Here is a 14354-nt window from a genome sequence, read left to right on the forward strand (position 1 = left end):
GGTTATCATGAAAAACGCTCCTGTCGACACACAATCAGATGCCGCCACGTCCTTTGAAGGCACTGCCGCCAATCCGCAATGGGGTGGCCGCTTTGCCTCAGGCCCTGCCGCCATCATGGGTGAGATCAACGCCTCCATCGGATTTGACAAGATCCTGTGGCGACAGGACATCCGCGGCTCTCTCGCACACGCTGCCATGCTCCAGAAAGTCGGCCTGCTGACCGAGACGGAACTTGCCGAAATCCGTCAGGGCCTTGGTGATATCGCGCAGGAAATCGGCGAAGGGCGCTTCGAGTTCTCCCCGGCCCTCGAAGACATCCACATGAACATCGAGGCACGTCTGTCCGAGCGGATTGGCGAGGCCGGCAAACGCCTGCACACGGCCCGCTCGCGCAACGATCAGGTCGCCACCGATTTTCGCCTCTGGGTCCGCGATGCCATCGACGGCCTTCAGGACCAGACCGCCGCCCTGATGCGTTCCCTCGCCACCCGCGCGCTGGAACACGCCGCAACGCCGATGCCCGGCTTCACCCATCTTCAGGTTGCCCAGCCGGTCACGTTCGGACATCATCTTCTGGCTTATGTCGAGATGCTGTCGCGCGATCGGGGCCGCCTGCGTGACGCTCGTGCGCGGCTGAACGAATGCCCACTCGGCTCGGCAGCCCTCGCCGGAACGTCCTTCCCGATCGACCGTCGCATGACGGCTGCAGCGCTGGATTTCGACCGCCCGACCGCCAATTCGCTCGATGCGGTTTCGGATCGCGATTTCGCGCTCGAATTTCTCTCCGCCCTGTCGCTTCAGGCCATGCATCTGTCGCGGCTGGCGGAAGAAATCGTGATGTGGGCCTCTGCGCCCTTCGGTTTCGTCACGCTGTCCGATGCCTTCACAACCGGCTCGTCCATCATGCCGCAAAAGCGCAACCCGGACGCCGCCGAACTGGTTCGCGCCAAGATCGGCCGGATCATGGGCGATTTCGTGGGTCTGCTGACGGTCATGAAGGGTCTGCCGCTCGCCTATGCCAAGGACACGCAGGAAGACAAGGAACCCGTCTTCGACGCCACCGAGGCCATGACGCTTTCCCTCGCCGCCATGGACGGCATGATCCGGGACCTCAAGGCCAACGCTTCCCGGATGCGCGAAGTCGCGGGCATGGGCTTCTCCACGGCCACGGACCTTGCCGACTGGCTGGTCCGCGAACTCCGCGTCCCCTTCCGCACCGCCCATCACGTCACTGGTCGGCTCGTCGGCATGGCGGAACAGAAAGGCTGCGATCTGGCGGATCTGTCGCTTGGCGAAATGCAGTCCGTCGAACCGCAGATCAACGCGGGCGTTTTCGATGTTCTGACCGTTGAGGCCTCTCTTGCGTCCCGCACCAGCGAAGGCGGCACCGCACCGGCCAATGTGACGCATCAGGCCAAAGCGTGGCTCGCAAAACTCGGAGAATCCGCATGAAAACCCTGCTGCTCGTCAGCATGGCGGTTATGGCTCTCAGCCTGACCGCCTGCGGCAAGAAAGGCGCGCCACACGCCCCCGGCCCCGCGCAGGACATCACCTATCCGGGGACCTACCCGCCGGAATAAAGCTCTCTTTCAAAGCCTGCCGCACCAGTGGATGGTCCAGAACCTGTCGGGCCGTCCACCCTTTCTGCCGCAGAACCCGCACGCCTTCAGCCCCATCCCGTTTGGACAGCTTCTGCCCATCCGCGCCCATGATAAGTGCATGATGGGCATAGACTGGTTCCGGCCAGCCCATCAGGTCCTGCAACACCCGCTGCACTGACGTAGCCTCGTACAAATCCCGCCCGCGCGTTACGGTCGTCACGCCTTGCAGCGCATCATCACGAGTGACGCACAGATGATACGACACACCCGTATCCCGCCTCGCCAGAACAATATCACCGAACGCCCCGGCCTGCCCTGCAATCTGCCCATGCCCCAGTTCGTGCCAGCCAGGCACTTCCTGCAACACATCAAGCGCCCGCCCCATATCGAGCCGCCAGACCGGCTCCCGACCTGCATGCAGCGCGCCATGCCGACAGGTTCCCGGATACACGACGCTCCCGTCCGGCGCGGTCTGCGTCGCGGCGTCGGCAATCTCCCGCCGCGTGCAGAAACACGGATAGAGCAGCCTCCGCTCCCGCAGAGTTTCCAGTACGGAATGATATTCAGACAAATGTCTGGACTGCCGCCGAACCGGCGCGTCTGACGACAATCCAAGCCAGTCCAGATCCTCCCGCAGCGCTGTTGTTAGCTCCGGCGTACAGCGCGTCGTATCAATATCCTCGATACGGATCAGGAACCTTCCGCCCTCACTCGCCATGATCCGCGAATAGAGCCCTGACACCACATGTCCCAGATGCAGAAAGCCCGTAGGACTCGGCGCAAATCGTGTTGTGGCGGGAAGCGTCATGAATGTGTCACCAGCGTTTGCTTGCGGTCCGCGCAGTTTACTGGAATAGTTTCTTCAAAGAAGCCGACGACACGTGTTTTCCCGCTGTTTGTCCCGTTTTCATTCGGCGCCTAACCCCGCATGTGTCGTCCTTGCAGAAAGGATGCGTGTGGTGTCCGTCAGCGGTCAGCATTTTCCGGCTCTTGTCCTGAACGCGGATTTCCGTCCGCTGTCCTATTTCCCGCTCTCGCTCTGGTCATGGCAGGAAGCCGTCAAGGCCGTCTTTCTCGATCGCGTCTCGGTCCTTTCGGAATATGAAGACGCCGTCGTCCACTCCCCGAGCCAGAGCATGCGCCTTCCCAGCGTGATCGCCCTGAAAGACTATATTCCCAGCGCGCGCAAACCGGCTTTTACGCGCTTCAACGTCTTCCTACGGGACAATTTCTCGTGTCAGTACTGCCACGACCGATTGCCCACGCACGAACTGACCTTCGATCATGTCATCCCGCGCGCGCGCGGTGGCCGCACCACATGGGAAAATGTCGTCACCGCCTGTAGCCCCTGCAACCTGCTCAAAGGCTCAAAACTGCCAAGCGAACTCGGCATGCACCCGCATCGCAAGCCGGTCCAGCCCAGCAGCCGCCTTCTTCAGGAAAATGGCCGGACCTTCCCGCCCCATTACCTTCACGAAAGCTGGCGCGATTATCTGTACTGGAATACCGAACTCGAAACCTGAGCAGACGTTCTGTTGATCCCCATTCTGCCCAACTTCTGTAAGGATGATTTTCCATGCGTACAGGACTTATGCTCACAGCACTCGCCCTCGGTCTTTCCGTCACAGCCCTCCCGGCTTCCGCCGAGACCCTGCATCTTTTTGGCCCCTTCAAGGGCGAACATGGTGCCACAACGCCGATCAAGGGTTCGGCGTCCGCCATGCTGGACACCACGAAAAACACCCTGACCTACCGCTTCGAAGATAATGGCCTGTCTGGTCCCGTTACGGCGATCCATCTTCATGGCCCCGCAGATGCAGGTGAAGACGCAGGCGTTCTGGCCCCGATCAACGGTCCTTACACCACCCGCATGACCGGCACACTCCAGCTCACGCCTGATCAGGTGAAGGACGTTCAGGCCGGACGGAGCTATATCAATCTTCACACGGAAAAATTCCCGGACGGGGAAGCCCGCGCCCAACTCACCACGGAACTGACCGGCCACCGCCACCACGCGGAATAAGACTGTCATCACGGCAATTTAAAAAAGGCCTGCCCCTCACAGGGCAGGCCTTTTTCATGAGACTGGCAACAGATCCAGTCTGGCGGGCGGTTTTATTCGCCTGTCGTGGAATTTTTCGTGGCGGGAGCCTTGGCGGGCTGTCCCGGATCAAGATCATGCACGGCTTTTTTCGTCCAGACGCTGGTGTCATGTACCGCATCCTTTGTGCCGTTCTTGGTGGCCTTCCACCCCTTCTCGCCTTCCTTGCCAGTCCAGTGAGCCGCATCGGAGACGCCATTTTTCGTAGCGTCCCAGCCTTTGACGCTCTCTTTCTTCGTCCATTGCGCCGCATCGGACGTGTCATGACGAACCGCAGCCCAGGACTGACGCACACTCCGGCACAGATCGGTTTCACAGGGCTTCTCAGCGGAGTCAGCCGCCATAGCCTGCGAAGCCATTCCCAGCGGCAGCGCGGCCAGAGCAGCAAGAAGCAGAGGGGCGGAAGAGGAAATGAACCGGATCGACATCGTAAGTCTCCTGTTTTCAGAGACATACACCCTGTCATCCTCCACAAGGTCGGACAAGCCCAACACAGCTTTCCCGTCGCAACACACAGCAGTTACAATAAAAAACCCCGCATCACTGCGGGGTTTTCAGCACGTCAAACCTGAACAGCTTCAAGCACTAACGAAGCAAAATCATTCCCACTCGATCGTACCGGGCGGCTTGGACGTGATGTCGTAGGTCACGCGATTGATGCCGCGCACTTCGTTAACGATACGGCCCGCAACGCGGTTCAGGAACTCGAAGTCGAACGGATAGACTTCCGCCGTCATGCCATCCGTGCTGGTCACGGCACGCAGGGCGCAGGCCTGATCGTAGGTGCGGCCATCGCCCATGACACCCACGGTCCGAACCGGCAGCAGAACTGCGAAGGCCTGCCAGATCGCATCGTAAAGTCCGGCGCGGCGGATTTCCTCAAGATAAATCACATCCACCTTGCGCAGCAGATCGAGCTTTTCCTTCGTGACATCACCCGGAATACGGATCGCCAGTCCCGGTCCCGGGAAGGGATGCCGCCCCACGATGCTTTCGGGAATACCCAGCTCGCGGCCCAGCATGCGGACCTCGTCCTTGAACAGCTCACGGAGCGGCTCAACCAGTTCCATGTTCATGCGGTCCGGCAGGCCGCCAACATTGTGATGGGACTTGATGGTCACGGACGGACCGCCCGAGAAGCTCACGCTTTCGATCACATCCGGATACAGCGTGCCCTGTGCGAGGAACTGCGCACCACCCAGCTTCGCGGCTTCTTCCTCGAAAACCTCGATAAACAGACGGCCAATCGTCTTGCGCTTGGTTTCCGGGTCCGTCACGCCAGCCAGTTCTTTGAGGAACAGCTCGGACGCATCACGATGCACAAGGCGAATGTTGAAACGGCCACGGAACGTCTTGACGACCTCATCCGCTTCGCCCGTGCGCATGATGCCCGGATCCACGAAAATGCAGGTGAGCTGATCGCCGATCGCATCATGGATCAGTTTTGCAGCCACCGAGCTGTCCACACCACCCGACAAACCACAGATCACCCGGCCCGAGCCGACCTGCTTGCGGATACGTGCAATTTCCAGATCGCGGAAACCCGCCATCGTCCAGCTTCCACTGCAACCCGCGACATTATGCGTGAAGTTGCGGATCAGCGCAGCACCATGCGGCGTATGCACGACTTCAGGGTGGAACTGCACGCCGTACAGACGACGCCCCTCATCCGCGATGATCGCGAACGGCGCACCTTCTGAATGGGCAACAGCACGGAAGCCCGGCGGAAGCTGTGTCACACGGTCGCCGTGGCTCATCCAGACCTGCTCACGCTTGCCGCGCGCCCAGACGCCACGGAACAGCGAGCAATCCTCGGCAATATCGATATATGCCCGACCGAATTCGCGATGATCGTGGTTTTCGACCTTACCACCCAGCTGCTGGCACATGGCCTGCTGGCCGTAGCAGATCCCCAGCACGGGGCGGTTCAGCGCAAAAACCACGTCCGGAACCGGCGGTGCATTCTCATCATGGACGCTGGCCGGGCTGCCGGACAGAATAATGCCGCGCGGATTGAAAGCGCGGATTTTTTCCTCGGTCGCCGTGTACGGCCAGATCTCGCAATACACACCGCTCTCGCGGACGCGACGCGCAATGAGCTGCGTCACCTGGCTGCCGAAATCCAGAATGAGGATACGGTCTTCGTGAAGAGTTTCGTCGAGCTTTTCGACGGTGCTGGCGTCCTGCTGGGTCAATGTCGTGGCCTCGCGTTCCGGTTTCATGGTGCCTTTTGAGGCTCTCCTATAAGGTGTTGTGTCGTCTGCGTCATCCATTCTGCAACATCGAACAGGAACAACATGCGCCTGCTAGCATTTTTCGCCATTTCCGCCACGGCCCTGCTTGCCGCATGTGCGGGTACGCCCGATCCCGGCCACGATCCGAACGGAACCTGGACCGGCGCCCTTGTTACGGATCAGGGCACGTGCCCGACAGAACGCTCTTCGACACTGCGGATACGAGGCCGGGAAATCCTGTTCACACCGGCAGACGGCTCGCAGGTCCTCCATGGCACTTACACGCCCGGCAACCAGCATTATCATGCAGAACTCGCCATGACGGATCTGAATCACCACCCCACAGCCGCCGTCTTCAACGGCTACCCCGTCGGACAGGCGATTGGCGGTATTTTCGGCTCGCCGTCATGCCGCGCTCATATCACCATGACGCGAAACTGAAATTTTTTCGAAAGCGGGGTTGTCAGGTCAGTTAAGCCTCTGTAAAACCCCGCCTCACAGCGCACCCGTAGCTCAACTGGATAGAGCACCAGACTACGAATCTGGGGGTTAGAGGTTCAAGTCCTTTCGGGTGCACCAGTCTTCTCCTGATGAAGACTTATACAATGTGTCCGCACCCGTAGCTCAACTGGATAGAGCACCAGACTACGAATCTGGGGGTTAGAGGTTCAAGTCCTTTCGGGTGCACCACATTGCCTTCCCCCCTACGATATTTTACCTGCTATCTAGTGGCGCACGCGCTCAAGGCAGCGATAGACCTCGTCCCATTCATAGGGCTTGGCCAGAAACATCGTTCCGCCCGGCAATTCCCCCAGTTCCTGAATCCGTGTTCCTGATGTCAGGACCAGTCCGATTTCAGGATGCTGTTCACGAATCCTGTGAGCAAGGTCCACACCATCCATTTCACCCGGCATGTTGACATCAGAAAAAATGGTGCAGATATCCGGCTGTCGAGCGAGGACAGCCAGCGCTTCATCTGCATCAGCCGCAAGCGACGTCTCGTAACCAGCCTCTTCCAGCATGTCCGCAGCGAGGAATCGCAGAAGCGCCTGATCTTCAACGACCAGAACATGCTTTCTGTCGATTTTTTTACTCTCCCCCTGCGTGTTTCCCTGCGGAACGACGCTGGATGATGCTCCCTTCATGGACATGGCATACATGGCAATCACTTTCCGGGATTAAAAAACCTTTAACACCCATAATGGTGTCGTCTTTCCAACAACGCGGCAACACGGCTCATGTTTGCATGAGTGAATTTTTTCTGACGTGCCCCGTGTCATGCAACCCGTAAAACCATCCCGGACCTCAGTGAGGTAATGGCGCGGCAAACCCGCCCCGCCCGAACGTCGCCAGAACATCAATACCAACAATCCCCCACTGCCCGTCGGGCTGACGCGCCAGAAGGGGGCCGCCACTGTCTCCACGTGTTGCGGAACAGTCATGATGGATCAGCCCATTCGCTGCCAACCCATTGATCTGACAGTCAATATCTCCATAGGGCACTTCCTGCCGATCTTGCGGATATCCGACCAACATCGCAGCCGCGCCTGTACGTGCAACGCCGTAAGGCACAAGATCTCCAGCCCCGATCACCTTGCGGTCCAGCACCAGTGTTGCACGGTCCTCAGATGCCGTTCCGCCCTCATTTTTAGGGTCGTAACCGGGCGCAATAACAAACTGTGTCACCTGCGCATGAAGCCGATAATGTCCGAGCATATACCCCATCAGGACATGAACATCCTCAGGCTGGATATAGTGCCGCGTCGCAGGCAGCCACAGACAGTGCGCCGCCGTCACCATGACGGTCGGTGCCACGGCGAATCCCGTGCAACGACTACCGAGGGAGGTCTGGACGCGCCCCAGAATCTTCCAGGGCGCCTTATTCACATCCACCACGCTGCGATGGCTGTTAGGTCCGAGTCCCGGCAGCGCGACGCCTGGAGCGGCGAACGCTGCTGCGCCGCAGATCCAGAACATCAGCAGCGCAGCGGCGCCTTTCATCCCAGATGATCCGGGCCGAACGCATCAGGCAACAGTTCGGCCAGAGTCCGGGTCAGAAGAATGTCTCCTTCAGGTGAGATCATATGCACTCGCAGGTCCGGCAGACCGAACTCCCGCAGTTTCTGCCGACACCCGCCACAGGGCGTACACGGCGCATCGCCGCCCACGACCACGATTTCCTCAATCCGCCGTCCCCCAGCACGAATCATGGAGGCAATCGCACCGGCCTCAGCACATGTTCCCAGCGGATAGGCGGCGTTCTCGACATTGCAGCCTGAATGAACAACACCCTCACACCGCAAGGCCGCGCCCACCTGAAAGCGCGAATAGGGTGCATAAGCACGCGAACGGGCCTCAAGGGCCTCCCGGATCAGTTCCTGTATCATGTGGATGATATTATCCCCTGCGGGTTCAGCTTGGAACATGCTTCCAAGAGCGATACGGTATCACCATCATGAGTGCACCGCTTCCCTCCGATCCCGCTACCGACCCGTCCTTCCACGACATGCTGGACACCCGCCCGTCCCTGACGATGGATGCACGGGACGGCCTCCTGTTCGAAGGCGTGCCCCTGCACGTCATCGCGGCCGCTGTCGGCACGCCTTGCTGGATCACGGGAGCAGAAACGCTGCGACGGCGGGCAAAAGCCCTGCGCGCGGCGTTCGAGGCCCGGAACCTGCCGATCAGCATGCATTTCGCCATGAAATCGCAGGACCATCAGGCCACACTGACCATCCTGCGACAGTGCGGTTATGGCGTAGATATCGTCAGCGGCGGCGAAATGCAGCGTGCGCTCCATGCCGGGATCAAGCCCTCGAAGATCGTCTTCTCCGGCGTTGGAAAATCCGATGCGGAGCTGCGGGCAGCCGTTGAACACGATATCGCGCAGGTCAATGTCGAAAGCGTCGAAGAACTATACCGCCTCGACGACATTGCCCGGGCCTGCGGTCGCGTCGCGCGTGCTGCCCTGCGTGTTAATCCGGACGTGGACGCTGACACCCATGACAAGATTTCCACGGGGCGCGCCGGAGACAAATTCGGTATCGAACACCGCCGCGCCGTGGCCCTGTATGGTGAAGCGGCCAGCCTGAAGAACGTCCGCCTCGTCGGCCTTGCCGTTCATCTGGGCAGCCAGATGCTGACCGCAGGCCCTTTCCGCGAAGGCTATACCCGACTGGCCGACATGGTCCGCGAAATCCGCGCCGCCGGTCACACCGTCGAAGCCGTGGACTGCGGCGGCGGCCTCGGTATCCGCTATCGTGACGAAATCGCCCCCTCGCCCGATATGCTCGCGGGCGTTATTGCCGAAACGCTGGGGGATCTTGGTGTCCGCCTCAGCATCGAACCCGGCCGCTGGCTTTCCGCACCAACCGGCATTCTCCTAAGCCGCGTGATCGAAACGAAAGCTGGCAATCCAGATTTTGTCGTGCTCGACGCCGCTATGAACGATCTCGCCCGCCCGTCTCTGTACGAATCCTGGCACGGCATCATACCCGTTGCTCCGAATGGCCTGACCAGCCCGACAAAACTCTGGGATATCGTCGGTCCGGTCTGCGAAAGCAGCGATATCTTCGCCCGAGATCGCGCGCTCCCTGCGGATACGAAACGTGGTGACCTGATCACCCTGCTCGACACCGGCGCTTATGGATCTGTCATGAGTTCCACCTATAATTCCCGTCCGCTCGCCGCGCAGGTTCTGATCGACAACGGGAAATGGGACATCATCCGCCAGCCCCAGAGCGTTGCGGAACTGATTGCCGCTGAAAGCATCCCCGAATGGCTGACGGCACCCGGGAATGACCATGGCTGAGCCAAACCCGGCCTTCCATCTCAAAACCCTGCGGCGCAAGGCCCAGCGCGTCCTGTGGTGGGAACGTGCGTGGGAACCCCTGCGCTGGCCACTGCTTCTGGTGGCGTTCTACGGCTTGGCCAGCCTGGCGCGCATTCCACAGTCCCTGCCCGACTGGTTGCACGCGTTGCTAGAAATCGGTGTGCTCGGCGCGGCTCTCTGGCTGACCGTTACCGGTTTGCGTCGCGTTGCCCCCGTCAGCATTCCTGCGGCTGATCGCAGAATCGAGCACGATTCCTGCCTCGCCCGCCAACCACTTCTCAGCCTAACGGACCGCCCGGCCCTTGCCGGAAACGGCGAACAGTCCGCCATCTGGGCGCGCCATGTCGAACGCGTCACCGCCTCTCTCGGAACACTCCGCGTCGGTCTTCCGCATCCCGAAACCAGCCTGCAAGACCGCATCGGTCTTATCGCCGTCCCTCTGGCCTTGATCAGCGCCGCGCTGCTGGCGAGCACACACACACCGTCGCGTCTATACGCCGGATTGCTCCCCGGCGTGGACGATGACAGCGTTCCGCTTCCGACCCTTCAGGCCTGGATCGACCGACCGCCTTACGCTCCCGGTGCGCCCATTTTCCTGTCCTCAACGGGCCGCACCTCGCTTGATGTGCCGCAGGGTTCGATCCTGAACGCCACCATCACCGGCGCTCACGGAAAACCCACTTTGTCCGGCATCGCCTCTCCTGAGCAGAGCCGTCTGGATGCCGGAAGCTGGAACAGCCACGGCACGCTCCAGCAATCCGGAACCATCCGCATCGTCGTTCGTGGCCGCACTCTCGGCGCATGGCATGTGACCGTCGAGCCCGACTTACCCCCGACCGTCACATGGGACGGCAAACCCGGCCCGCAGAAAGACGACTGGCGTACCGGTCTGCCCTGGCATATCCATCAGACCTATGGCGTAGAGTCGCTGGAGGCCGAAATCCACCTGCCCGGCCTCTCCCGCGGTCGCGTGCTGCGCGTTCCAATCCCTCTCGACGGTCATCCGAAAGATGCGAAAGGGGTCGCCACACCTGACCTCTCCTCCGATCCTTTTGCGGGAATGGACGTCGAAGGCCGTTTGCACGCCAAAAGCGTCTCGGGGCGCGAAAGCCGCAGCGATATCGTCAAATTCCAGATCGGCGCCCGCAAATTCACCGATCCGCTGGCCCGCGCCCTCGTGGCTTTGCGCCGCCGCCTCATGCTCGGGCAGGAACGCGCTTCAAAAGCCTCGGACGAACTCGCGCTCCTGACGCAGACAACTGACGAACGCGCGATTCTTGCGGCTCTGGGGTTGGAAATCGCATCCCTTCGCAAAGATGCCCCTGAAGGCTCGGCGGATCGCGTTCCCGGTGACCTCTGGGCGCTCGCACTTTATCTGGACGATCTACACCGTGACGGCCCCGAAATCGCCGATGCCGCAGCTGAAGTCCGCGCAGCCCAACAGGGCGTGCAGCAGCAACTCGATCATATGCGCGAGCTTGGGGAAAAGGGTCATACCCTCCCCGAGCAGGAAGAACTCCAGCGCCGCACACAGACCCTCAAGGATGCCCTGAACCGCCGGATGCAGCTCCTGTTCGAACGCGCTGCCCAGAGCGGGATCATGATGCCGCAATCCGGCACCAGTTCGGCCGATCCGTTCTCAGACGAAATGCGCCGCCTCCAGTCCGAAGCCAATCAGGGGCATGGCGACGAAGCCCTGCGGCGTCTCCAGCAGATGGAAGACATGGCCGAACGCATGCGTCAGGCGCGCCCTGAAGACCTCAAGGCGCTTGCCGCCCAGATGAAAGCACAGGCCGAAGCACAGGCGCAGCGTGCGGCCCTGCATGATCTCGTCCACCGCGAGACCACGCTGCTCGACCACACGCAGTCCCGCCTTTCCGCCGCCCGCAAGGCCGCAGCACCGCCCGATGACGGCAATCCGCCCGATGTCAGTCAGATGTCCACGGCAGACCTGCTCCGCCAGCTTGGGATGCAGCCACCTGCCGGAATGGATCAGCCTGCCGACAAGCCGCCCGCCCCGGTCGATCCGGCGACGGTCGCCGCCCAGTCTGACGGACGTCGTGCGGATCATGCCCTGCAACGCGCCCTTCAGCGCGTGAACGATATCCTGAGTCATCGCGTTAAAGATCTGACCGGCAAGCCCGCCACAGCTTTCGACAAGGCCAAAACGGACATGCAGAGCGCCCGCGAAGCCCTCGCGGACCGCAAGGACGCCGACGCGCAGACAGCCGAACAGAAAGTTCTGGCCGACCTGTCTGAAGCCGGAAAACAGATGCGCCAGAACCAGAAATCCGGCGGTTCCGGCAAAGGTGGACAGGGCGGAGGCAGCCTGAGCTTTATTCCCTCCGGTGGTGCAGGCGGTTCCGGTAAACCCCAGCACGGCGCAAAGGGCCAGCAGGGCGATGACGGTGACCAGCCGCAGGCTGGCGACGAAGATGGCGACGATGAGGATCAGAAGGATCAGGATCCGCTGGGTCGCAAACTCGGCGAAGGTGACAAAGGCAAGGATTCGGACGCCCATATCCCGGACAAAAGCGCCCGGGACCGCGCCCGCGACATCGAACGCGAACTCCGCCGCCGCGCCTCGGACCGTACGCGCCCGCAGAGCGAACTGGACTATCTGGAACGGCTTCTCAAATCGTTCTGAGACAAAAAAAGCCCGGTACCGTTATGGCACCGGGCTTTTTCAGAGGTGGCAAAGACGACCTCACCCCCTGAATTACATAATGTTACGGAATACGATAGAACGGATTCGGCAGCAGGAAAGTCTTTTCTGCAAAACCACCGCTCAGGTCGGACGGCTGATCCCCAAGACTTGCAATAATTGTATAGCCTTTACGCTCGATCCGCTCGCGGGTCGGCGCCTTGTACAAGGCAGCATATCCATGAGAGGTCATCGGTCGTAGATACAGCCCGTCCCAGTGCTGAATTCCCGCCAGATGCAGGTTCCGCTCGGTCGCGTCCCGCTCGTCCTCATGACGCCCTGTCACGAAAAACACCGCGACATGATTCGCCTGAGCCTCTTCGATCAGCGCCCGCATGGACGCAAAAGCCGGGGCGCGGCCACTCTTTTCCCAGGCAATCGCTCCACACGGCCCTTTAGGCAGGGCGTCGCACGGACCCGCCGGAATATAGCCGAAATCATCGGCGCGGATCTCGTCCCAATTGGACAAGGTCGTCTCGTCGATATCCAGAACGATTGCGGGATGGCGCGTTTTTGGCGCCGTTTGTTTGATCCACTGGCGTGCCTGAGCGACCACGGCGTCGAAATCACGCTGGTAATCGCCGCTGTCGTGATAGGCGCTGGCGGCCATAATGGCATCGCCAACATTCGCAGGCGGCGCGGCCAGCGCCGCGAGGGGCGCAACAAACAGGCTGGTGGCGAGCAGGAGGGAACGGATCATGGAGGAGCCACCTTTCGTGACAGAAGAACAAGCCCGACCCCGACCAGCGCCAGAGCCGTACCAATGACGGACACACCGCCATAGCCCAACCCCATGGACAGTGCGATCCCTCCCAGAGCCGCACCGATCGCATTGCCGAGGTTGAACGCCCCGATATTCATGGACGACGCCAGCGCAGGCGCATCATGCGCGGCCTGCATCACCCGCATCTGAAGCGCAGGCATGAGCGCAAAGGTCGCCGCACCCCACAGCAGCGCCGCAAACAGTGCGCCCGGTACGCTCTGCGCCATCCACGGGAAGATCAACATGATCACGCCAAGGACGGGGAAAAAGACCAGCAGGCTCCCATCCAGAGAGCGATCCGCGCTCCGGCCGCCTATAGCGTTGCCGATCGAGAACCCTACCCCGGTCAGCATCAGCGCCAGAGTGATGATGGTCGGGCTGGCATGGGTGATGTGTTCGAGGATTGGCGCGATATAGGTGTAGAGCACGAACATCGCCCCCGCGCCGATCGCGGTCGTCAGCAACGCCAGAAGCACATTCCCCTTCACGAGAACCCGCAATTCGCGCCCAACTTCCGGGGCCGGGCCAATCTCGCGGGCCGGCAGGGCAAACTGCACGGCCAGCATGGTTACGAGCCCCAATATGGCCGTCACGCCGAACGCGCTGTGCCAGCCGAAAGTTATTCCCAGCCACGTCATCGCTGGAACACCAATGATATTGGCGATCGTCAGCCCCATGAACATGGACGCCACCGCACTCGCCCGGCGCGCTGGTGCGACAGACAGCGAGGCCTCCACAGCTCCCAGCCCGAAGAACGCCCCATGAGCCAGACTGGTCAGGACGCGTGAGGCAAACAACAGGTCATAGCTGGCGGAAACGGCAGAGAGCAGATTGCCTGCTACATAAAGCCCCATAAGCAGGATCAAGGCCAGTTTTCGGCGAAAACTGGCCATCAGCAGCGTAATGACGGGCGCGCCCAGCATCACACCAACTGCATAAGCCGTCACCAGCCCACCCGCCTTGGGCACACTGACCTGAAGACCATGCGCGATGACGGGCAGCAGGCCCATCGGTGTAAATTCTGTGGTGCCGATGGCAAAGGCGCCAACGGCGAGCGAAAGCAGTGGCCAGTTTGGGGACGATTTCGCTGCCAGTTTCAAGACCGGTCTCCGGGAGAA

Annotated in this window: 15 protein-coding genes and 2 tRNA genes; 9 read left to right on the forward strand and 8 right to left on the reverse strand. The window is 60.9% G+C overall.

Annotation, left to right across the window (positions count from 1 at the left end; translation table 11 throughout):
- The first annotated feature begins 7 nt into the window (after nucleotides 1–7).
- A complete protein-coding gene (argH, locus tag GKO01_RS00740) occupies nucleotides 8–1453 on the forward strand; it encodes an argininosuccinate lyase (RefSeq protein WP_099285206.1) in 1446 nt (481 codons plus the stop codon).
- Complete coding sequence (locus GKO01_RS16445) at nucleotides 1450–1581, forward strand: hypothetical protein (RefSeq protein WP_255308560.1); 132 nt, start codon at nucleotides 1450–1452, stop codon at nucleotides 1579–1581. The genes argH and GKO01_RS16445 overlap by 4 nt, the downstream gene beginning before the upstream one ends.
- Here GKO01_RS16445 and gluQRS read toward each other — a convergent pair.
- Nucleotides 1550–2410 carry a tRNA glutamyl-Q(34) synthetase GluQRS gene (gene gluQRS, locus GKO01_RS00745; RefSeq protein ID WP_099285208.1) on the reverse strand — a complete coding sequence of 287 codons (861 nt, stop codon included), beginning with the start codon at nucleotides 2408–2410 and terminating at the stop codon, nucleotides 1550–1552. The genes GKO01_RS16445 and gluQRS overlap by 32 nt on opposite strands.
- A gap of 142 nt (nucleotides 2411–2552) precedes the next feature.
- Here gluQRS and GKO01_RS00750 point away from each other — a divergent pair, with 142 nt between their 5' ends.
- On the forward strand, nucleotides 2553–3125 hold the full coding sequence (locus GKO01_RS00750; protein ID WP_099285209.1) for an HNH endonuclease: 573 nt from the start codon (nucleotides 2553–2555) through the stop codon (nucleotides 3123–3125).
- A 53-nt stretch (nucleotides 3126–3178) separates the two neighbouring features.
- Nucleotides 3179–3625: a CHRD domain-containing protein gene (locus GKO01_RS00755; RefSeq protein WP_099285211.1), complete on the forward strand. Its 447-nt coding sequence runs from the start codon at nucleotides 3179–3181 to the stop codon at nucleotides 3623–3625.
- Nucleotides 3626–3717: 92 nt separating this feature from the next.
- On the opposite strand, the gene GKO01_RS00760 is transcribed toward GKO01_RS00755, so the two are convergent.
- Entirely contained in the window at nucleotides 3718–4131 is a 414-nt protein-coding gene (locus GKO01_RS00760; RefSeq protein ID WP_099285213.1) for a hypothetical protein, read from the reverse strand.
- A gap of 171 nt (nucleotides 4132–4302) precedes the next feature.
- Nucleotides 4303–5925 (reverse strand): glutamine-hydrolyzing GMP synthase, encoded by a 1623-nt coding sequence (guaA, locus tag GKO01_RS00765; protein ID WP_174694193.1) that lies wholly within the window; start codon nucleotides 5923–5925, stop codon nucleotides 4303–4305.
- Nucleotides 5926–6000: 75 nt separating this feature from the next.
- On the opposite strand from guaA, the gene GKO01_RS00770 reads away from it, so the two are divergent.
- From GKO01_RS00770 to GKO01_RS00780, 3 genes are all read left to right on the forward strand, one after another.
- On the forward strand, nucleotides 6001–6378 hold the full coding sequence (locus GKO01_RS00770) for a hypothetical protein (protein WP_099285215.1): 378 nt from the start codon (nucleotides 6001–6003) through the stop codon (nucleotides 6376–6378).
- A 61-nt stretch (nucleotides 6379–6439) separates the two neighbouring features.
- Nucleotides 6440–6516: transfer RNA gene (locus tag GKO01_RS00775), tRNA-Arg, on the forward strand.
- A gap of 34 nt (nucleotides 6517–6550) precedes the next feature.
- Nucleotides 6551–6627, forward strand: a tRNA-Arg gene (locus GKO01_RS00780).
- Between the two features lie 35 nt (nucleotides 6628–6662).
- Here the strand turns inward: GKO01_RS00780 and GKO01_RS00785 are convergent.
- The 3 genes from GKO01_RS00785 to GKO01_RS00795 all read right to left on the reverse strand — a co-directional run bounded on the left by GKO01_RS00785 (nucleotide 6663) and on the right by GKO01_RS00795 (nucleotide 8324).
- The gene (locus tag GKO01_RS00785; protein WP_099285216.1) at nucleotides 6663–7097 is read right to left on the reverse strand and encodes a response regulator; all 435 of its coding nucleotides are present in this window, start codon (nucleotides 7095–7097) and stop codon (nucleotides 6663–6665) included.
- Between the two features lie 145 nt (nucleotides 7098–7242).
- The gene (locus tag GKO01_RS00790) at nucleotides 7243–7938 is read right to left on the reverse strand and encodes a trypsin-like serine peptidase (protein WP_099285218.1); all 696 of its coding nucleotides are present in this window, start codon (nucleotides 7936–7938) and stop codon (nucleotides 7243–7245) included.
- Entirely contained in the window at nucleotides 7935–8324 is a 390-nt protein-coding gene (locus GKO01_RS00795; RefSeq protein WP_099285544.1) for a cytidine deaminase, read from the reverse strand. The genes GKO01_RS00790 and GKO01_RS00795 overlap by 4 nt, the downstream gene beginning before the upstream one ends.
- Before the next feature lie 68 nt (nucleotides 8325–8392).
- Between GKO01_RS00795 and lysA the strand changes: the two genes are divergently transcribed.
- Together lysA and GKO01_RS00805 are read left to right on the forward strand one after the other, a co-directional pair.
- Nucleotides 8393–9748 carry a diaminopimelate decarboxylase gene (gene lysA / locus GKO01_RS00800; RefSeq protein WP_099285220.1) on the forward strand — a complete coding sequence of 452 codons (1356 nt, stop codon included), beginning with the start codon at nucleotides 8393–8395 and terminating at the stop codon, nucleotides 9746–9748.
- Nucleotides 9741–12416: a DUF4175 domain-containing protein gene (locus GKO01_RS00805; RefSeq protein ID WP_099285222.1), complete on the forward strand. Its 2676-nt coding sequence runs from the start codon at nucleotides 9741–9743 to the stop codon at nucleotides 12414–12416. Before lysA ends, GKO01_RS00805 begins: the two co-directional genes overlap by 8 nt.
- An 82-nt stretch (nucleotides 12417–12498) precedes the next feature.
- Here GKO01_RS00805 and GKO01_RS00810 read toward each other — a convergent pair whose 3' ends face one another.
- Both GKO01_RS00810 and GKO01_RS00815 read right to left on the reverse strand, forming a co-directional pair.
- Entirely contained in the window at nucleotides 12499–13173 is a 675-nt protein-coding gene (locus GKO01_RS00810) for an HAD family acid phosphatase (RefSeq protein ID WP_099285224.1), read from the reverse strand.
- Entirely contained in the window at nucleotides 13170–14336 is a 1167-nt protein-coding gene (locus tag GKO01_RS00815; protein WP_174694194.1) for an MFS transporter, read from the reverse strand. The genes GKO01_RS00810 and GKO01_RS00815 overlap by 4 nt, the downstream gene beginning before the upstream one ends.
- Nucleotides 14337–14354: the final 18 nt, after the last annotated feature.

The sequence above is a fragment of the Gluconobacter kondonii genome, assembly GCF_002723995.1.
Classification (GTDB): domain Bacteria; phylum Pseudomonadota; class Alphaproteobacteria; order Acetobacterales; family Acetobacteraceae; genus Gluconobacter; species Gluconobacter kondonii.